Origin of the sequence: Microcoleus sp. POL10_C6 (assembly GCF_036701585.1) — a bacterium.
Lineage (GTDB): Bacteria > Cyanobacteriota > Cyanobacteriia > Cyanobacteriales > Microcoleaceae > Microcoleus.
Genome location: NZ_JAUBRB010000017.1, coordinates 98,348 through 118,094, shown reverse-complemented (window position 1 = coordinate 118,094; position 19,747 = coordinate 98,348). Strand labels below are relative to the sequence as shown.

General features: G+C 44.6%; 14 protein-coding genes. 4 read left to right on the top strand and 10 right to left on the bottom strand.

The annotated features are described in order from the left end of the window. From QUA34_RS12050 to minC, 6 genes are all read right to left on the bottom strand, one after another. On the bottom strand, nt 1-732 hold a 732-nt coding region (locus QUA34_RS12050), incomplete at its 3' end, for a TerD family protein (RefSeq protein ID WP_333386835.1). A 123-nt stretch (nt 733-855) separates the two neighbouring features. Further along, nucleotides 856-1,458, bottom strand: coding sequence for a TerD family protein (locus QUA34_RS12045; RefSeq protein ID WP_333041586.1), 603 nt, complete (start codon nt 1,456-1,458; stop codon nt 856-858). A 12-nt stretch (nt 1,459-1,470) separates the two neighbouring features. Next, nucleotides 1,471-2,046, bottom strand: coding sequence for a TerD family protein (locus tag QUA34_RS12040; RefSeq protein ID WP_333083448.1), 576 nt, complete (start codon nt 2,044-2,046; stop codon nt 1,471-1,473). A gap of 624 nt (nt 2,047-2,670) precedes the next feature. Beyond that, the gene (gene minE / locus QUA34_RS12035) at nt 2,671-3,042 is read right to left on the bottom strand and encodes a cell division topological specificity factor MinE (protein ID WP_333083446.1); all 372 of its coding nucleotides are present in this window, start codon (nt 3,040-3,042) and stop codon (nt 2,671-2,673) included. A 206-nt stretch (nt 3,043-3,248) separates the two neighbouring features. Then, entirely contained in the window at nt 3,249-4,055 is an 807-nt protein-coding gene (minD, locus tag QUA34_RS12030; protein WP_006635273.1) for a septum site-determining protein MinD, read from the bottom strand. Between the two features lie 339 nt (nt 4,056-4,394). After that, complete coding sequence (gene minC, locus QUA34_RS12025; protein ID WP_333386849.1) at nt 4,395-5,204, bottom strand: septum site-determining protein MinC; 810 nt, start codon at nt 5,202-5,204, stop codon at nt 4,395-4,397. Nucleotides 5,205-5,307: 103 nt separating this feature from the next. Here minC and QUA34_RS12020 point away from each other — a divergent pair, with 103 nt between their 5' ends. The 4 genes from QUA34_RS12020 to QUA34_RS12005 all read left to right on the top strand — a co-directional run bounded on the left by QUA34_RS12020 (nt 5,308) and on the right by QUA34_RS12005 (nt 9,653). Next, nucleotides 5,308-5,640, top strand: a complete 333-nt coding sequence (locus tag QUA34_RS12020; RefSeq protein ID WP_333386830.1) for a leucine-rich repeat domain-containing protein — start codon at nt 5,308-5,310, stop codon at nt 5,638-5,640. A 16-nt stretch (nt 5,641-5,656) separates the two neighbouring features. Further along, entirely contained in the window at nt 5,657-6,850 is a 1,194-nt protein-coding gene (locus QUA34_RS12015) for a leucine-rich repeat domain-containing protein (protein ID WP_333386828.1), read from the top strand. 399 nt (nt 6,851-7,249) lie between these two features. Next, nucleotides 7,250-7,426 (top strand): hypothetical protein, encoded by a 177-nt coding sequence (locus tag QUA34_RS12010; RefSeq protein ID WP_333386825.1) that lies wholly within the window; start codon nt 7,250-7,252, stop codon nt 7,424-7,426. 496 nt (nt 7,427-7,922) lie between these two features. Beyond that, complete coding sequence (locus QUA34_RS12005; RefSeq protein WP_333232278.1) at nt 7,923-9,653, top strand: NAD(P)H-quinone oxidoreductase subunit 4; 1,731 nt, start codon at nt 7,923-7,925, stop codon at nt 9,651-9,653. A gap of 67 nt (nt 9,654-9,720) precedes the next feature. On the opposite strand, the gene QUA34_RS12000 is transcribed toward QUA34_RS12005, so the two are convergent. The 4 genes from QUA34_RS12000 to QUA34_RS11985 all read right to left on the bottom strand — a co-directional run bounded on the left by QUA34_RS12000 (nt 9,721) and on the right by QUA34_RS11985 (nt 19,317). Then, entirely contained in the window at nt 9,721-11,343 is a 1,623-nt protein-coding gene (locus QUA34_RS12000; RefSeq protein WP_333386822.1) for an NB-ARC domain-containing protein, read from the bottom strand. A gap of 421 nt (nt 11,344-11,764) precedes the next feature. Next, nucleotides 11,765-13,729 (bottom strand): ABC transporter ATP-binding protein/permease, encoded by a 1,965-nt coding sequence (locus QUA34_RS11995; RefSeq protein WP_333386819.1) that lies wholly within the window; start codon nt 13,727-13,729, stop codon nt 11,765-11,767. Between the two features lie 221 nt (nt 13,730-13,950). After that, nucleotides 13,951-14,790, bottom strand: coding sequence for a DUF1361 domain-containing protein (locus QUA34_RS11990; protein ID WP_333326111.1), 840 nt, complete (start codon nt 14,788-14,790; stop codon nt 13,951-13,953). Between the two features lie 249 nt (nt 14,791-15,039). Then, nucleotides 15,040-19,317 (bottom strand): PAS domain S-box protein, encoded by a 4,278-nt coding sequence (locus tag QUA34_RS11985; protein ID WP_333326109.1) that lies wholly within the window; start codon nt 19,315-19,317, stop codon nt 15,040-15,042. Nucleotides 19,318-19,747: the final 430 nt, after the last annotated feature.

The window sequence follows — 19,747 nt, the reverse complement described above, 5'->3', positions numbered from 1 at the left end:
TTTAATAAATTTTGAAATACGGGCATTACTTTTTTGGCATTTTAATAAAAAATTAGCACAATAAGTACGGAAGAGCCCTTTTTTTGTAATATCAATAGGTTGCTGTTGGGTTTCTTTTTGATGAGTTAGTACAGAACTATCTACTTTCTTCTCTTCCTGTTTATTCTCGACAAAATACCTATCAACAAAACTTTGCAAGCCGGCTTTATAGCCTTCTCCTACTGCTCGAAATCTCCATTCTAAGTCTTTTCTATACAATCTGCCAAACTCCAACGCTGTCTCTTGAGAAAAAGCTTCTTTTAAATCGTACCGAGCTAACTCGACTCCTGTTTCCTGGTTGTAAAGCCTGATAAACGCATTTTTAACTTGGCTGAAATTTTGATTGTTTTCCAGCCCTTCGTGAATAGTGACAACAAAAACTATTTGCTCAATAGCAATCTTGACTTTTGTCAAATCTACGTAGATCGTCTCATCATCATCTTCGCCTTGCCCAGTTCTGTTATCTCCTGAATGTCTTAAAGAGCCATCCAGTGATTTCAGATTATTATAGAATACAAAGTATTTTTCATGAATTATTTTGCCGGCAGCACCTAACATAAACACAGAAGCATCAATATCATAGCTTGGGCCAACCTGGCTCACATCCCAACCTAAGCCAATCGCCACCTGTTTTAAATCGGGAGCAGCTTTAGAAAGATTTAACCTTTCACCTTTGGTTAATTGGATTCCCATTCTATTGGTTTTCCTTCAATGTAAATCCGGCTGATTAGCTATTGTCAACAAAAAAAGGTTTCGATCGTTGTTGTCCACTTCTGATTCCAGGAAGTAAGGAGCATCTATGTACCGAAGGAGTTGTTAAGCATAGGTTTTCACAAGTTCCTGTAACCCATTAACCTTAACACCGTTACCGATCGCCGCCATTTTCCACTCATCATTATGCTTGTAGATTTCTGCCATGAGCATCCCCGTCATGCCTTTGTATTCAGAACCTGATAGGTTATATTTTGCGAGTTCTTGATTATTAGACGTATTAACCAAACGCACAAACGCATTTTGAACTTGTCCGAAGTCTTGCTTGCGTGCAATGCAATCGTAAATGTTAACTGTAAATACCAGTTTGACAATTTGCGAGGGAATTCGAGATAAATCGACGAGAATTTGCTCGTCATCTCCCTCTCCCGCTCCAGTCAGATTATCACCTAGATGCGTAATAGCTCCTGAACGGTGGGAGAGATTGCCAAAATAAACGATATTGGTCATATCATTCACTTTGTCATTTCGATCTAAACAAATCACTGAGGCATCCAAGTCATAATCTGGAGCACTGCTAAAAGCCCCAAACAAACCCCCACCTGAGCGTTTCGCCACATCCCAGCCTAATCCGCAGATCAGTTTTGTTAGCCCTGGCGCTTCTTTGGAAAGCGAGATGCGCTGTCCTTTTTGTAGGTTAATTCCCATGTGTTTTACCTTTTAGCTATAGCGATCGAGTAATGCTTGCAAACCACCTTGATAGCCGGCTCCCACTGCATTGAGACGCCACTCACCGTCTTTCCGGTAAAGTTCAGCCATGATCAGTGCCGTCTCTATGGAATAATCTTCTACAAGGTCATAGCGAACAGCTTCCTGTTGTGTTTGGGCATTAACGATCCGCACGAAGGCATTTTGCACCTGACCAAAATTTTGACGCCGTTGCTGTGCTTCATGGATGGTTACAGTTACAAGAATTTTTTGGACATCATTAGGCACTTTTTTGAGGTTGATTTTGATAACTTCATCATCCCCCTCGCCGGCCCCCGTGAGATTATCTCCCATGTGCTGCACGGATTTGTCTGGATCTGGACTTGTGAGATTGTTATAAAAAATGAAGTGATTGTCAGAAATTAATTTTTCATTAGCACCTAAGAGGAACAATGATGAGTCTAGGTCAAAGTCAGAACCCGTGTCTGTAGCTTTAACGTCCCATCCCAGTCCTATGAATACTTCTGAGAGACCGGGTGAAACTTTCTCAAGCGATACCCGTTGTCCTTTGGTCAGAGATACTGCCATGATTCAATCTTCCTCTTTATTAGAATTAGAAGTGGTTATGGAGGGAGGCGCGGACTGGAAAACTTTATTAAGTTTTTGCTGGAAATAGTTGGAGAATTTTAAATCTTAAACAATAAGAATATTAGCTAACTGTGCCGATGTCAATAGGGGTTACAACTCTTAATTATTTTTTTTGTATGAGTACAAAGCAATCATGCCCTGCCTCCCACAGTTGTGTAATCTCAGCTTGGGTTATTGTGCTTGTGTATTTATTTTGAAGTCTCGGAACTTGACCGTGTTTTGTGATGCCCGTGACCATTAGCAGGCCGTTTCCACAAGGCGCTCCGCTGGGAAGTCTCCTGCGTTGCAATACCATCGACTTGTGGCGTCGATGGTGTTGCGACGGATTCCCAAAGCTTGAGCAACTTCGATTTTCTTCATGCCATTTAACTTGATCGCTCGGATGACCTGATGAAGGAGATATAAATGTACGGTTGGGGCCCCAAAGTCTGCGCGATCGCTCTGCAAAACTGGCCACTAATTGTAGTCTATTTTCTAACCGACGAAAGCGGTTGCTATAGTTTAATTTAAATGCCGATCGGCTCGCATCGAACTCTTTGCCTGACAATAAAAGCTCAATCCCTGTTAATCTCTAGTGTCGGGGAGAATTTCGACTACATACTCCGGTACATATTCGAGTCGATTTTCGGGCAAATTCGCGGGCAAATTCTGGGGCAAATTCTCCGGTGGATGCTCCAGCCTGACTCGCCGGATCGGGAGATTCGCAATTAGTGCTGTGGCCCGCTGGTCGCTCTCCAGCGAGAACTCAGACCCGGTGGTATCGATTTCCACGTAGCGAGACACCACCTCTAGAATTTCTCGGCGCATAGACTCAACCATTTCTGGGCTGAGTTCTGAGCGATCGTGGGCTAGAACCAGTTTGAGGCGCCGTTTTACCTCGTCGCGGCTGTTGTCAGGGGTGCGCGGGAAAAGTCGTTCGAGAAGTGTGTGTATCATGGGTCAGGCTGATTTGTCAAGGGTTAGGCATAGAAAACGTTATACGATTTTCGATTTTCGATTGGGGAATCACTCATTCCCTAATGGTTTGAAGTTGACCTACAGTTTCATTCTTTTTGGGAACTGGTGTCACGGGGAGAAAATTTGGGCTAGTTTATGTGATGCGGTCGCTGCTGTTAAAGATCGATCGCCAATATTGCAGCACATCACATAATTTTAGTATTTAAGAACTTGCGGAGGCGAGTAAAAAAGTTTTCTCGACGGGGATTGAGATCTAGAAAATCAACTTTTTCGCCTTCTAAGCGGCGGGCAATATTGTCGAAGGCAGTTCCAGCTAAAGAGGCCGTTTCCGACAATACTAATGGTTCGCCTCGGTTGGTGGAAACGATGACGCGCTCGTCGTCGGGAACCACGCCTAACAGCGGAATGGCGAGGATTTCCCGCACGTCTTGCACCGACATCATATCATTTGCCAGCACCATTGCGGGTCTGATCCGGTTGACGATCAGGTTGATTTTCTTGACGTTGTTGGCTTCCAGCAGGCCGATGACTCGATCGGCATCGCGGACCGCAGCGATTTCGGGAGTAGTGACAATTATCCCTTCTTGAGCCGGGGCGATCGCATTTTGAAAACCTTGTTCAATTCCAGCAGGAGAGTCGATCAAAATATAGTCGTATTTTGCTCCCAACATCCCCACAAGCTGCTTCATTTGCTCAGCGCTGATGGCATCTTTCATCCGAGTTTGGGCAGCCGGCAACAGCACCAAGCGCGGCTGCCGCTTATCTTTCACCAAAGCTTGCTCTAATCGGCACTCTCCAGCAAGAACTTCTAATGCCGTGTAAACAATCCGATTTTCTAAGCCCAGCAGCAAGTCTAAATTTCTGAGACCGAAATCGGCATCAATTACGGCAACGTTGCGCCCCCGCTTAGCTAAAGCCATGCCGAGATTGGCTGTGGAGGTGGTTTTTCCTACCCCGCCTTTCCCTGATGTAACAACAATAATGCGAGCCATAAGCGATTTTAGATTTTTTTGGAATTGGTGATCGGGAATTGGGAATTGGGAATTGGGAATTGGGAATTGGGAATTGGGAATTGATTTTATTATTGGTTGATAATTAGCAATTATTCTTTGGTAATTTTGCAGCAATCTGTTATTCAGTGAATTAACTCAACACTCAAAACTCTCCTTGTAATACTAATTCTCTATTAATTTGTACTGGATTGTTCAATCGTCCTTTAGTGGCTGATTTAGCCAAGAGAAAAATTATCAAGTGCAGGCTTAAAGAGAAATAGTATTACAAATTACCCATTACCTATTCCCAATCACCAATTCCCAATCACCAATTCCCAATTACTCATTACCCCCAACTAACTGCGATTTGTCAAAATCAGAGGCTCTACCGATCCGAATCCCTTGGGGCGTCACATAGGCGACTTCCGGGAAAAACTGAGCGGGTGAGGTTTCTGGGCCTCTGGCAACATACTTAGCAATCCTAATCACCATCGGTTCCATCTGCAAGGTCATAATCACGCTTTTGGTGTTGCCACCGGCACCGGCGTGCACGACTCCCCGCAAACGGCCCCAAACTAGGATATCGCCTCCAGCGATAACTGATCCGCCGGGATTTACGTCTCCCAAAAGTACGACGGTGCCCGGATGGCGAATTTCTACGCCCGATCGCACTGTCATCTGCAAATATAAAGGTTCCGCCAGGGATTGCGGTTTTTCGGCTGCGGCTTTATTCAGGGAAGAAACCGGAGGCTGCTGTTCTACACAATAGCCTGCTGTAGCAGCAGCAACGGCGGTTTGGCGGCGACTGGTGTGGACTCGTTTGAGTTGCAGTTCCACTTCGGAGAGGGCATCAGCGATTTCTTGTAGTTGGCGGATATCTAAAAGTCGATCGTTCGCCATCAATTGTACTTCGGCATTTGCCTGCCAAAAGCGTTCTCCTGCATTCAGTCTGACTTTTAGCTGCTGCCAAAGTTCAGTCCAAGTCGAGGCCGTGGCTGTTGGTAATTCACTGGTGTTAGTTTCTGAGGGGAGTAGCAGTAGTAGCTGTCCATCTTCGGTTTTGAGTCGGACTTGCAGCTCTAAGCTGACTTCGGGTGTTGATTGAGGGGCAGGGGCGGAAGTGGCTCCGGCGGTGGCATCGGGTGTCATGGACAGGTCTGAGTTCGGGTATGGACAGGTTAACATCAATATTAGCCTGAGTGGTCAGATTTGCCATTTAACGCCATCTTTAAAGATATCTGGGGACAGAAAAATGACTTCTTACAAAATTCGCTCAAAAATTCAACAAGTCAAGGAACAACGCCTCACTGAATTAGATTTGAGCGCTAAATTATTAACCGAAATTCCTACGGAGGTGTTTGAGTTAACATGGTTGGAAACCTTGAATTTAAGTTACAACAAACTGACTACTGTACCAGAAGCTATCACCCGTCTGACCAATTTATCCCAACTCAATTTAAGTCACAACAAACTGACCAAACTTTTTCAACCGACTGACCCATTTGTCCCACCTCAATTTAGGTACAAACAAACTCATATGTTTACAAGAGACTACCCCCCGTTCGACCAATTTAGACGTAGTTAAATTACGTGTAAAGAAAGTGGTAACCGTACCAAAAAATATCACGCCACTGACTAATTCATTAGATTTGAGCGGTAATTTATTAACCGGAATTCCGACAGAGGTGTTCGATTTAGAATGGATAGAAAAGTTAAATTTAAGTTGCAACAAACTGACTACTGTACCAGAAGCAATCTCCCGTCTGACTAATTTGTCCCAACTTAATTTAAGTCACAATAAATTGACAAAGTTACCAAAGCTTATCACCCGGTTAACCCATTTATCTGTACTTAATTTAGCTTCCAATCAACTAAAAAGTGTCCCCGAAGCTATCACCAGTTTAACACGTTTATCCGTACTTAGTTTAGGTGGAAATAAACTGACTGGTCTACCAGAAGCTATCACTCGTCTTACCAATTTATCCCAACTTAATTTGGCTGCCAATCAACTGACGAGCGTACCAGAAGCGCTCACCTATCTCACCAATTTATCCCAACTAGATTTAAGTTACAACCAACTGACAAGTGTACCAAAAACGCTCAAACTTCTGACCAATTTATCTCAACTAGATTTAGGTAACAACCAACTGCTGAGCGTACCAGAAGCGCTCACCCATCTCACCAATTTATCCCAACTTAATTTGCGTTCCAATCAACTGACGAGCGTACCAGAAGCGCTCACCCGTCTCACCAATTTATCCCAACTTAATTTAAGTTTAAACCAACTGACAAACCTGCCAGAAACGTTCAACCTTCTGACAACTTTATCCGAACTTAATTTAAGTTTCAACAAACTGACAAGCTTACCAGAAGCGCTCACCCGTCTGACCAATTTATCCGAACTTAATTTAACTTTTAACCAACTGACGAGCCTACCAGAGGCTATAAACAGGATGACAAATTTATCGGAACTTAATTTAACTTTAAACCAACTGACGAGCGTGCCAGAAGCTATCACCCGTATGACAAATTTATCCGTACTTGATTTACGTGGAAATAAACTGACAAGCCTACCAGATGCTATCACTCGCATGATTCACTTATCTTATCTCGATTTAGCTTGCAACCAACTGACGATAGTACCATCAACTATCACCCGTCTAACCAATTTATCCCAAATTTATTTAGGTAGCAACCCCCTCGAAGACCCCCCAATTGAAATTGCCGAACAAGGTATTGATGCGATCCGCGAATATTTCCGTCACAAGCAAGCAGGAGAAGAGAAACCGATTTAAACTCAAAAGTGTGTGGGCTAATGGGTGATCATCAATACTTCGGACAGTTTTAGATATAGTCGAGTCGAGTCTCCGAAACCCTTGCTGGCTATATGCTGGACTATTTTTTCAAGGTTTAAGTAAGCGCGCTAAGTTTCAGAAAATGCGTAAAAAATGGCAGGGCTTCCTCCATAAGGCTTACAGGGCGGTTAAAAAACTGTCCGAAGTATTGGATCATGAAAGTTTCTAATAATTAATGAAAATGGTGATCGCCCAATTACTGTTAATTGGTAATCTGTTAGGCAAGGTTTTAAATCAAGGGTGACAATTCCCAGGAACCAGATAAATAATTGGCGTTGGTTAATCAGGGTATGAAAAAAATCAATTGAAAATCCCGAAGTTTTGTGAATACTGGTTTCTATGACTTGCATATTTAGCCTTTCATACCCTAAATCAGCAACGCCGGATAATTTAGGTAATTTGTTGCTGTGGAGTTCAGAACAAGCTGAGCAAGAAAGGCAAAGGGCTGACCAGGAAAGCCAAAGGGTTCAACGATTGGCGGCTAAGTTGGGCGAATTGGGAGTTGATCCAGATTGAACGCTGATTTAAAGCTAATTTGCGATCGCCCTTAATACACAGGACTTACCCCACCATCTACCAGAATAGGCGCAACCACAGGCAGATTGCGCCTACAAAACGCTATATTTTGTTGTTCGTAAGTCCTGAATCGAAAATCAAAAATCAAAAATCGACAATCAATTGACGTGTGTAGCAATTCGTGACACGTGTCTTCGCGTTTATCTAGGGTGTGTCATCAATTAAAAGAGTTGACAAAAGCTGGCGAATGTGCGTAGGGTTCGGATCGCTCACTCAAGCTTCAGGAAAACCCGATGACACGGCGCTACTGGCAGCATCAGTCATTTGGCTGGCTTAACCCTCCGATCGCTACTCACTACACGTTAATTCTGTTTTGTCAACCAACCTAATTAATGACACGCCCTACATATAAAAAATATTTATGAATAAATCTTAAGTTTTAATTAAATTTAGTATTATAATTTTGGTAACTTCCAACTAAGTATTTATTCTCACTATGATAGCGGATCAATTTCCTTGGCTGACCGCAATTGTCATCCTACCCCTGGTAGCTTCCCTCGCCATCCCTTTTCTGCCGGATACAGACGGCAAAACCGTGCGCTGGTATGCCCTAGGCGTAGGCATTGCAGATTTTGTATTAATGTGCTGGGTGTTTTGGACTCATTACGATCCAAGCATCTCTAGTTTCCAAATCGTAGAACAATATCCCTGGATACCTTCTTTAGGTCTCAACTGGTCTGTTTCCGTTGACGGACTGTCTGTGCCGTTGGTACTGTTAGCGGGATTGGTGACGACACTATCAATCTTTGCAGCCTGGGAAGTCGATCGCAAGCCACGACTCTTCTACTTCTTAATGCTGGTGATGTACTCCGCACAAATAGGAGTGTTCGTCGCCCAAGACATCATGCTGCTGTTCATTGTCTGGGAACTAGAACTAATTCCGGTGTACCTGCTAATCTCGATTTGGGGCGGACAAAACCGTCGCTACGCAGCTACCAAATTCTTGATTTACACCGCAGGCGCTTCCATCTTTATTTTGATAGCTGCCTTAGCAATGGCATTCTACGGCGGAGGCACCCCCACCTTCGACATGGTAGAACTAGGCTTGAAGGACTACCCACTGGGTTTAGAATTACTGCTTTATGCGGGATTGTTAATTGCCTTCGGTGTAAAACTGGCGATTTTCCCCTTCCACACTTGGCTACCTGATGCCCACGGCGAAGCATCTTCTCCCGTGTCGATGATTCTGGCCGGCGTATTGCTGAAAATGGGTGGATACGGACTGATTCGCCTGAATTTGGAACTTCTTCCCCAAGCACACGTTTACTTTGCACCGATTATGGCGGTGCTCGGCGTGGTCAACATTATCTACGGCGCGCTGAATTCCTTCGGCCAATCGAACATGAAGCGCCGCTTAGCGAATTCGTCGATTTCTCACATGGGATTCGTGTTGTTGGGTATTGCTTCCTTCACGGATTTGGGAATCAACGGGGCGCTGTTGCAAATGATTTCCCACGGTTTAATCGCCTCAGTATTGTTTTTCCTGGCTGGCGTTACTTACGATCGCACCCATACAATGATCATGGACGAGATGGGCGAGATTGGGAAAGTCATGCCGAAAGTGTTTGCCTTGTTTACCGCAGGCGCGATGGCATCTTTGGCACTCCCCGGAATGAGCGGTTTTGCTAGCGAATTGTCCGTGTTTGTGGGCGTCGCAACTAGCGATATGTACAGCGGTTCTTTCCGCGCGGTGACAGTGTTCCTGGCGGCAGTAGGACTGATTTTGACGCCGATTTATTTGCTCTCGATGCTGCGACAGTTATTTTACAACTGTGGGACACTCGCGGCTTGCGACCTTGAGGATCTAAATTTGCAGAATCAGAGAAACAATCTGGATGAAGCGGTTTGTTTTGGTAATAGTTGCGTTTTGCCTGGTGATGCACCGTTTATTGATGCTAAACCTCGGGAAGTGGCGATCGCATTTTGCTTTTTGATACCGATTGTCGGCATTGGTTTTTATCCCAACATGGCGATGCAAGTCTACGATGCCAAGACTGTCGCAGTCAACGCAGAAGTCCGCCAATCTTACATCCAAATTGCTCAACAAAATCCTCGGATTTATGCGAATCAACTTTTGGTTCCCAAGATTGCCCAAGCTCAAAAATCGCCTGCTTTGGACAAAATTACACGGTCTGAATCTGCATCGGTTTTTGGCATTGTCAAATAATTTTATCGAACTCTGTTTGTGTTGAAAATTGGGCGATCGCTTTTGTCAAAAGGCGATCGCTTTTTTCTTATCGCTGAATTTCTGAAATAATCTGCGCCAGATTCTCCCTAGCATATCCCACCTCAAGGATCGATTTATTTTCCAGATCAGAGGCAACTTTCTTCAAGATATTTAGAGGTTCTTCAGAGCCTGTCGTCTTCAAAAACAACACTTGCAACCGATTTTTTACTAATACTAAAATAGAGCTACTTTGTGCGCCTTTATCCCCTTTCCGTTTAGCAATGTTGATGCTCAATTGGTGAGTTTTCAACAGTCGCATTCTTTCTATTCCTTGGGTCTTAACCGTCTCCAAAACCTCAGCTCGAATCTGATCCACTAATCTGTCGGTTACATATTGCACGATCAAAGGCTGAAGCATAAAAACAGTTTCCCCGCCCTCACTGATTTTGTCAATCAGCGAGCGACGACCCATAGAATCGAGATTTTTCAGCAAATCTGACAGCGATGAATTGACCAACATCTGCTCTCGTAAAGTTGCCAGGGAAATCTGGCTTTGAGCAATAGCAATCCAGTAGGCAATATCTTGTTCGGAACTCGACATTCGATCGAACTGCTGCGCCAGCAAATTGCTGATATGTTCTTCAATAAATAACGCCGTTGCTTCCAAAAGCTTTAAAACATTTCCCTCGAAAAACTCGTTAATTGTTGTCGCTACAATCTTTAATGCTAACAGATTGCCTCCGTACCTGGATAACAAGATTTTCAACTCTTGCTCTTGAGGCGACAAACCTTTTTCTTGGAAAATTTCCCGCGCTATTTCCTCGGAAATAGCAGGTTTTAAAGACCGCACTTTTTCTCCCGCCAGCAAAGCCAGTTCCGTAGGTTCTTCCGAACTAACTAGGACTAAACAGCTATTGTGATTGACCTCACACAGCCGCACAATTAAATCTCGATATCCTTCGCAGCCTTCCCGGTAGTGTCCCGCTAATTCTTCGGGTTTGAGAACCGCTTCAAAATCGTCTAAAATTACCAGACAGCGGTGTTTCCGCAGATACTCGACCAAGCGCGAAATTTTGCTGTTGAGGTCGATGGGCACATCGGGTTTGTGTTGGTTAGAAAAAAGTTGAATTAAGCTTCCTAGGAAGTCGGATGGTGCTGGTGCCGATCGCAGCGATCGCCAAATCACAAAATCAAACTCATTCTGTACCTGTTTTGCCAACTGCACCGACAAAGTTGTTTTGCCGCTACCTGCCAAACCAAGCAGGGCTACCACGCGACAATTATCTGATACAATCCACTGCTTTAAAGTAGTTAATTCTTCAGTCCGTCCGTAAAAAACCGAAACATCCGGTGCTTGGCCCCAATCTTCCTGTCGGTGTCCAATCGCCATCTTCAATAGAGAGCCTTTACCTCCACTAAAATCGCTCGTTCCCTGATCGATGTGGTATGAAAACAGCAACTGATGCCTCAATTCCGAAAGCTTTCCAGGGCCGTTCCCCCCGATCTGAAACTTTTTGTAAACTTCGCCGAGTCTTTTGCGAACGGCGATGTCGCTAATGCCAAGCTTTGTGGCGATGGTCGCTGTAGATTGACCGTCGAGAGCCATAAACACAGTTTCTAACTCGGCATCTGTGACACCGCGCTGTTTGGCGATCGTTTGCACAAAGTTTTGAGGAATCGGAGTAGTCAAGGTAGGAATCTCGTCTATACTAAAAATCTATCTTCTATTATATTGTGTGAGTTCTCGCAGGCGAGCAATTGAATCGAATCTATTAACGTTCAGCTTGCTTTTTGTTGTTTGGGCAGTTTTAGATATTTATACCCAATTATCGATTGTGATACCAGTTTAAAAAAATGCAACTCTAGGCCCCTGATCCAAACCAATACACAATCAGTCATTCTCAATTCTTTAATCCTTTAATCTAAGATGGTATGAGAAAGGGGGGAGTTAATCTGCATTAATTGTTGCTATTTCCCTACCCCTAAAACCTATTGTAGAGTGGAGGCGCGACGCTTAATTTATAGCACCCAACCATAAATCTCCAACCGCACCACAACCCACCGCGAACCAACAACCGGGTAAATTCACAATTCTTGAAAGCAGGGCTGTATCAGCTAAAATTTGTCGCACTAGCGCGGTATTCTTGGGCCGAAAGCAGCCGCCAACTCCCATCGCCCAGAAGTTCCAAAACCTGCTGGTGATATTTCACTAAACTCAATCGGTGGCCGACACTCACAAACGTAGTTTTAGTGGCTTGCAACTGCTCGTATAAATGTTGCTCGTTCTTCAAATCCAAAGCACTGGTCGCCTCATCTAAAATAGTGTATTTCGGTTCCGTCAATAACAATCTAGCAAAACCTAAACGTTGCTGTTCTCCCAGCGACAAAATCTCACCCCAATCTAAATCCGCCTCAAAACCGCCCAATCTGTCCGGCAAATCTGCTAAGTTTACTGATGCCAAAACGCGGCGCAATTTTTCTTCATCAACCTCGCTGCTGCTGTTGGGATAGAGAAGTTGCGATCGCAAACTCCCCAAAATCATATAAGGACGCTGTGGCAAAAACAGCATTTCCTCCAATTCCGGCCGCGCCAAACGGCCGGTTCCCGATTCCCACAATCCCGCAATTGCCCGCAGCAAAGAACTCTTCCCAGCACCGCTTTGACCGACAATTAACAGTCCTTCACCGGGCGACACGGCTACCGACAAATCCCTAATCAAAGTCTTTTGATGCTGCGGAGTATCTAAAGTAACGTGTTCCAGTGTCAATGGCGAACTTATAACTGTATCGATTGTTCTGAAGTCTAGTTTTACAGCACTTTTTTCATCTCTTAGAGCCTCATTGAACGTGGCTAAACGATTAATGCCTGCTGCAAAAAAACTCAAACTTTCAATCCTATATACCACCAAAGAAAATGCTTCTGAAACCTGACGAAAAGCAAATTCAGCTTGAGTGATATCGCCGTATCGGATCTCACCCGCAAAGTAGATAGAAGCCAGGAATAAAGAGGGGATAATATAAGTTGCATATCTATAGCTAACTCTAAAATATCCTACATTTCGCTGCCAACCAATTAAGAAATTAAAGTTCCGAACTGCTGCTAAAAATCGGTGTTTTACCTGAACCGATTCCTGTGCTTCTCCCCGGTAAAAAGCAATTGATTCTGCATTATCCCGAATGTGAACCAATCCATAGCGAAAGTCAGCCTCTGTGGAGAGCTGATTGAAGTTCAAAAATATCAACCTTTTGCCAAAAAATATCATGACTGTCGTGCCAAAGACAGCGTAAATAATTAGTCCGATCGAAAGACCTTTGGAAATAGACCACAGAATGCCGGTAAAAGAAATAATATCGATAATTGCCCCCAATATCAGCAGCAAAAACTCTAAACTTGTGCTAGTGAAAGATTTGATATCTTCAGCAATCCGCTGGTCGGGATTGTCAATTTTCTTCTGAGAATTGATTTCGTAATAAGCGCGGTTTTGAAAATAACTACCCAGGAAACTATCAGTCATCCACTCTCGCCAGTATAATCCCAGTTTATCTTGGGTATACTCGTAAATAACAACTATCGGGGTAGCGATAATAAAAACTCCAGCATAAACCCACATAAACCGCCAAAAAGTAATCTGATCTTTTTCAGCCAGCGCTGTCGTGAAAAAATTACTAATATAGCTAATAATTACGTTAATTCCGCTAACAGACAGCGACAAAAATACCAGCAGAGCTAACATGATCCACTGTTTCCAGCGCGGGATAAACTTGCTTCTAAAAAAGACAAAAGCAGCTAGCGGGAGGATTAGCATTAAACCAACGATCGCAATTTTCGGTGAGTAGATAATTCCTTTGATTAAAGTAGCTAAACCAGCCGCAACTCCATTAAAAGCCTCTGGGAATAAGACTTGAGTACCCAAACATACAGCGCTGACGAACACAAACATCGCAGCGAAGAGAAATATCAACAACAGCGCTACTAATCCTAAAAAGATTCTGCCTCCCCCAGGCTCTAAAGGATAAAAGTAAGGTTGGGCGATCGCAATAAATCTCTGCCACAACTGACGGTCAAATCGATTCATCTTTGCTGTTTACAAAACTACTTTGACTGTTCTAACATATCAAGTTTTGTGACAAAATGCAGCAGTAATTTATTTGGGAGTTTGGCGAAAAAATTTGTCTCACCCACACACGGAAACTTGTTTTCCGAGTTAAGTGGTGGAGAGAAAAAATGGGGGAGCTTACTTCAAGCTCTTAGATTCATCTGTTGAATCAATTCTTTAATCTCAAATCTCAAATCGCTCTAGCTCGAAGAAGTTGCGCTATCGCCGGCCAAGTCCGACTGCAACTTACTGCTGTAAAATCGTTGGCTAATCCCTAAAATTACTTGTTTCATTAGCCAATACAAAACAGCAATTACTAAAAAAGTGACAGCCATTACTAAAACCGGACGCTTGCCTATCAAATCGTTCATTACTGTGTTAACTAGCGCATCGGGGTTGGTCAGAATGTCCCAAGTGTTGAAGCGGATAAATCGCCCTAAATAAATGCCGATCGCCGAAAGTGCGTGTATAGTTATCTCCGTTGCCAGGATAAATCTACTCAAACCCTGTTGCTTCAAATAGTAGCCCAAATTCATCACCGACAGCACGTAAGCCCCAAACCCGGCTAGCATAAACGCTAGATACTGCGGGATCAAAGCTAGAGTCACAGTCCACACCGAGTTTCCCTCTTTAATCTGCTCAATCAGGTGAATGATATCAGTTAAAACATAGGGGGCATTGGGTAAGAATGCGATAAACCAGAAAAAGCCGACCCACCACCGGAGAGAGCGAACTCCGCGCTGCCGCAGTACCCAGATGTCTACAGCCATCAATGCGAGTGTAATGGCGATCGCCCCCAAAACGTAAGTTGTGCCCACATCTTGCACAATGTGCTTCAGATAGCCTAAAACATGGCGCATACTGGGCAAAAAAGTAGCGCCCAGGAGAATGCCCGTACCCCACAGCAGCCAGCGCGATCGAGGTTTGCGGAACAGCCAAAAACTCAGGCCCAGCGGTACTAAACCCAAAAACAAATTCCAAGACATCCAGCGGACATTGTGTCCCATTGCTTGCAGGGCTTCCAGGATTAATCCCATCATGTCAATTTTTATACAATTAAAGGTTTGATGCAGCACCGCTTCGTTAGCAGCTTCAGTATATTTTAGTCGTTAACTTGTAGGGTGCGTCAGCTTATCGCGGCGCGCCTGAAAATCAATAACTGCTGACGCATACTAGCAGTGGGGACTCAATCTCAAATCTAAAATCGACTGACGAACCCTACCACTGTGGAGTTAATTCTAAAATCTCAAATCTCAAATCTCAAATCTCAAATCGACTGGCGCACCCTACTATTTATCAACTTTGTCGATCGGAATCTCAATCTTAAAAGTTGTTCCGCATCCTATGGACGAAATACAGTCAATCTTGCCCTGGTGCTTTTCCACCACAATCGAGTGTGCGATAGACATTCCCAAACCCGTACCTTTCCCCACAGCTTTTGTAGTAAAAAACGGGTTAAAAATGCGATCGACTATCCCCTCGGGAATTCCCGTACCGTTGTCCGAAATTTCTACCCTAACAGTGTTCTGGGGAGTTACACCTGTGGAAATAGCAATCCGTCCACTCTTTGTCTCTGATTGTGGAACCGATAACTGGTGATATCGTTCTTCAATAGCATCAATTCCATTAGCAATAATATTCATAAAAACCTGATTCAGTTGGCTCGCATAGCACTCCACCAGTGGCAGTTTTCCAAACTCCTTAACTACTTCAATTTCCGGGCGACTCTCCCGACTCTTCAAGCGGTGCTGCAAAATTAACAAAGTGCTTTCAATTCCCGCGTGAATATCGACCGGCTTCATTGCCGATTCGTCCAGCCGCGAGAAATTTCGGAGGGACAACACAATTTGCCGGATGCGCTCGGTTCCTACCTGCATCGAGCCCACAAGTTTTCTTAAATCCTCAGCCATGAAGTCCAAATCAATCTCTTGAATGCGATCGACAATTTGTGAATTAGGTTCGGAATACTCCTGTTCGTAAAGACTCACCAGATCGAGCAACTGTTTTGTATACTGGTTGAGATAATCAATATTAGCGTAAATGAAGTTAACTGGATTATTAATTTCGTGAGCAATCCCGGCAACTAATTGCCCCAAAGAAGACATTTTTTCAGTTTGAATGAGCTGAGTTTGAGTAGAGCGCAATTCCAGGAGCGCCGACTCTAAATCTCGAGCTTTTTCTCTTTCTCGCGCTTCGCTTTGTCGCAGTGCTTCCTCTGCTTCCTTGCGAGTCGTAATATCCTGGGAAACTCCAATTATTACCTTAGCCTGACCCTCCCCATTCCTACTAAAAATAGTATCGCGACTTTGCAGCCACAACAATTGACCGTCTACTGCCCGCACCCGGTACTCAATTTCCCTAGTTTCGCCATCTTCAATTCCTGCAAAGCTGGCGTGATGTTTCACAATTTTAGGCAAATCTTCCGGGTGTATTAACTGAGGCATCAGTGACGAATCCATCGCTGTAATGTCGTCGCTGGTATAGCCCAAAAGCTGGATCATTGAAGTATTAGTGTAGATATTTCGCTGTTCTTCCAAGTCGTAGAGATACAAAATACCGGGAGTAGCCGATGCTACTTTTTGAATGAACTGCTGACTTTCTTGCAAAGCTAACTCAGCTTGTTTGCGATCCGTAACATCAACGGCGATGGCGTCCCAAATAATATCACCGTTTTCTTTAGCTTCAGGACGCGAAATTATCTGAAACCATCGAATTTTGCCGGAAGGTAGTACGAACCGTCCTTCCCAGTGCCAAGGTTGCAAAGTTTGGGCTGAAATAGCAACAGATTCGTCATGATTTTGGCGGTCATCGGAATGAATTAAATCTGTAATCAAAGCCGCATTTTGCATAACAGCTTCGGCTTCTCGCTCAAACATTTCTCGGCAAGCCGGACTAATGTAAGGGAAACTGAAAGAGCTATCTGTACGCAATACAAATTGATAAATTACTCCCGGCACATTACCCGACAGCTTTTGGAATCTTGCCTCGCTTTCCCGTAGTGCTTCCTCTGCTTGTTTGCGCTCCGTAATGTCAGTAATTGAACCAACCATGCGGACTGCTTTTCCAGATGCGTCCCACAAAGCTTGTCCCCGACTCAATATCCATTTGTAGGCGCTGTTGTAGCACCAGCAGCGGTATTCGATGATGTAATGCGGCGTTTTCTTGTTTAAATGGTCTTGGAGAGCTTGCATTACTAAGGCTAAATCGTCGGGATGCGTACCCCTGTTCAATTCGTCAAAGTAATCGAGAGTTTCGCTGTGTTCGTATCCAGTTATTTGTTTAAATCTATCGGACAGGAATAGTTCCCCTGTTTGCAAGTTCCAGTCCCAAATGCCGTCATTGTTGCCTTTGAGTGCTAACTGCCAGCGTTCTTCAGTTTGCATCAATTGAGCAGTTCTATCTTTGACTCTATTTTCTAGTTCTTGATTGAGCTGTTTGAGACTTTCTTCTGCCTGGTTGCGTTCGATCGCAATTCCTGCTAAATTCATCGCCGCTTCTATCAATTGCAGATCAACAATTGGGGGGTGGCACGGTTGGGAATAATACATTCCAAAAGTTCCCAAAACTTGACCCTGAGATGAGAAAATAGGAGTAGACAAGCAAGCTCTCAGTCCAAAACTCAAGGCTAAATCTCGATAATTTTCCCACAAAGGGTCGCTGGCAATATCTGTAACGATCACCTGTTGGCGGGTAAACGCAGCAGTGCCGCAGGAGCCTACCTCCGGGCCGATGGGTCTGCCATGAATAGCAGCATTGTAACTGTCGGGTAAACTAGGCGCGGCTCCGTGGAGTAAATGTTTGCCGTCTGGAGCTAGAAGCAATATCGAACCGATGACATCTCTAGATTGCAGCTCCATAATTTCAACTAAGGTATTTAAAGTATCGCCAAGAGGAGCGCCCTTAGCAATCATTTCTAAAATTTGTTTTTGACCGGTTAACCAATTTTCAGCTTGCTTGCGCTCCGTAATGTCGCGGGCAACCCACAGAACCGTGTTTTTTTTCATTGGCGAAATGGTACCGGCAAACCACTTTTGTACGCTGGCAATTTCCAGGTGATACTCAAAAGTACAGGTTTGATTTGTAGCGATGGCGGTGCGAATTTGCTCCAGAAAAAATTCTCCCTTTTCTGGAGCGAATAAATCGTTAATTTTTTTACCGGCAAATTCCGCCGTCGGCTTGTACAATAATTGGGGATTGGTCGGGGCAACTTTCAGGAACCGTCCCTCAATATCGAGCTCAAAAATTACATCGTTCATGGCAGCGAACAAAGCTCGAAGTTCCGATTCAGAAGCTTGTAGAGCGATTTCAGCTTGTTTGCGATCGCTAATATCCGTCCCGATACAAAGCAGTCCTGCCACATTTCCCTTCGCATCTAGTAAAGGTTTATTTGTCCACGCTATCCACACCCTTTCTCCATTGCTGCGGATGTTTTTATTTTCGTTTTGGAAGTATTTTTGCGGGTGTGCCAAACAGTCTCGAATCTTTGTCGCGAGGTCACTTTCAAATAACTCTGTTTTCGGTATAATTGTGCCGATCGCACTTTTGCCGATGATTTCTGCTTCTGAATACCCGAAAAAAGTTTCAGCAAACTCGTTAAAAAAAGTAATCTTGCCTTCACTGTCTAACTGGACAATCATGCTGTTAGCATTCTCAACTAATTGCCGATACTTAACTTCGCTCGATCGCAGTTTCGCACGGCCGTACACCCAGTTAAAAACCGCCGCCCCGCTCAAAAGTGCCAGTAAGCCACCTCCAAAAAGCAGCCAGCCCCGAAACGGCGAATTCGCAGGCCATCCTCCCGCCGGAATTGCTGCCAACTGCCAGGAACCGTTGGGCAAAGTCACTTCCAGCAGCACGGGATTGTGCTGAAAAATTGACCCGTCACCGAAAAACACAGGGCCGGATGCTCCCTTCCCGTCTTTGCCCCGCAGAGCGTATTGCAGCTTCGCTGAGGAGTCGTTCAGTCCTGCTTCCTCAATCAGGGAATTTTTGTCGATGATCAAACCTGTCAAGCCCCAGTAAACTCCTGTTTCAGGCTCGGCGCCGGAGGGTGTGAGAAAAATCGGCGATCGGCTGATGAAAGTCTCGTCCCCCTCCAATAATTTCACGGGCCCGGCAAGCAAAGTTTTTCTGGTTCGGATAACCTCTTGGACCATTTGCCGCTGTTCGGGTAGCGCCGTCAAGTCAACCCCGATCACCGTTTCATTTCCCTCCCGCGGGTAAATGTAAGCGACCGTCGTGCCTTTAACTAAAGTGATGGCGCGAATGCCCGGTTGCTGTCCCACCAGAATTCTCGCCGTCGCTGTAAACTCGGCTTCGGTGATGTTTGGGTTATTGGAAAGGTAAGCCCCCAAACCCCGCATCAAAAACAGGCGAGAATTCAAAGATCCTTCCAGCTTAGAACGCACTGTGCTGAGGCGATCGAGCGTGGTAGCGCGGTTGTAGTGAAAAAACCGCCGCTGTTCCGATCGATCTAAAATGCCAACTCCGACCAAAATTGCTATTGATGCCGAAATAGCTGCTAAATACGGTGAAATTTGGAATTTTTTAACCTTAAAGTATTCCATCTGCCGGGGGTTAAGGTATTTTTTTACGTCTTTAGATAGATTTAGTTTAGTTTGATTTCTCTAGGCCAATCCAAAATTTTCGGCATACCGGGCTTTTCGCAAGCGGGCGCGAGTTTGTGGTGTTCGAGGACACCCGTCGAACGCGGGCGATCGCCAAGCCTCTCATCATTAATTCTATGGAAAAAGTTTTAAATCTACAATCGACTGACCGAAAGTAATGTGGTCATAAGCCCCCGGATTAATTCTTTCGCAGACTCAGGACGGAGACTTTAAAAAGCTTTGCATCTTTCCTAAAAAGCCCGCGGATTCATTCCTTCCCAGGCTGAGGACGGGATCAATCTAAAATCTAAAATCTAAAATCTAAAATTGGTTGACTCGCCCTCGATCGGGTAGGGCGCGCCATGCTCCCGCACCACAGCGGTGGGGGAAC

Bases quoted from the DNA above. Each gene is read 5' to 3' on its own strand.
- QUA34_RS12045 (WP_333041586.1), bottom strand. From the start codon at position 1,458: ATGGGAATTAACCTACAAAAAGGACAGCGCATCTCGCTTTCCAAAGAA.
- QUA34_RS12040 (WP_333083448.1), bottom strand. From the start codon at position 2,046: ATGGCAGTATCTCTGACCAAAGGACAACGGGTATCGCTTGAGAAAGTT.
- minE (WP_333083446.1), bottom strand. From the start codon at position 3,042: ATGATACACACACTTCTCGAACGACTTTTCCCGCGCACCCCTGACAAC.
- minD (WP_006635273.1), bottom strand. From the start codon at position 4,055: ATGGCTCGCATTATTGTTGTTACATCAGGGAAAGGCGGGGTAGGAAAA.
- minC (WP_333386849.1), bottom strand. From the start codon at position 5,204: ATGACACCCGATGCCACCGCCGGAGCCACTTCCGCCCCTGCCCCTCAA.
- QUA34_RS12020 (WP_333386830.1), top strand. From the start codon at position 5,308: ATGACTTCTTACAAAATTCGCTCAAAAATTCAACAAGTCAAGGAACAA.
- QUA34_RS12010 (WP_333386825.1), top strand. From the start codon at position 7,250: ATGACTTGCATATTTAGCCTTTCATACCCTAAATCAGCAACGCCGGAT.
- QUA34_RS12005 (WP_333232278.1), top strand. From the start codon at position 7,923: ATGATAGCGGATCAATTTCCTTGGCTGACCGCAATTGTCATCCTACCC.
- QUA34_RS11995 (WP_333386819.1), bottom strand. From the start codon at position 13,729: ATGAATCGATTTGACCGTCAGTTGTGGCAGAGATTTATTGCGATCGCC.
- QUA34_RS11990 (WP_333326111.1), bottom strand. From the start codon at position 14,790: ATGATGGGATTAATCCTGGAAGCCCTGCAAGCAATGGGACACAATGTC.
- QUA34_RS11985 (WP_333326109.1), bottom strand. From the start codon at position 19,317: ATGGAATACTTTAAGGTTAAAAAATTCCAAATTTCACCGTATTTAGCA.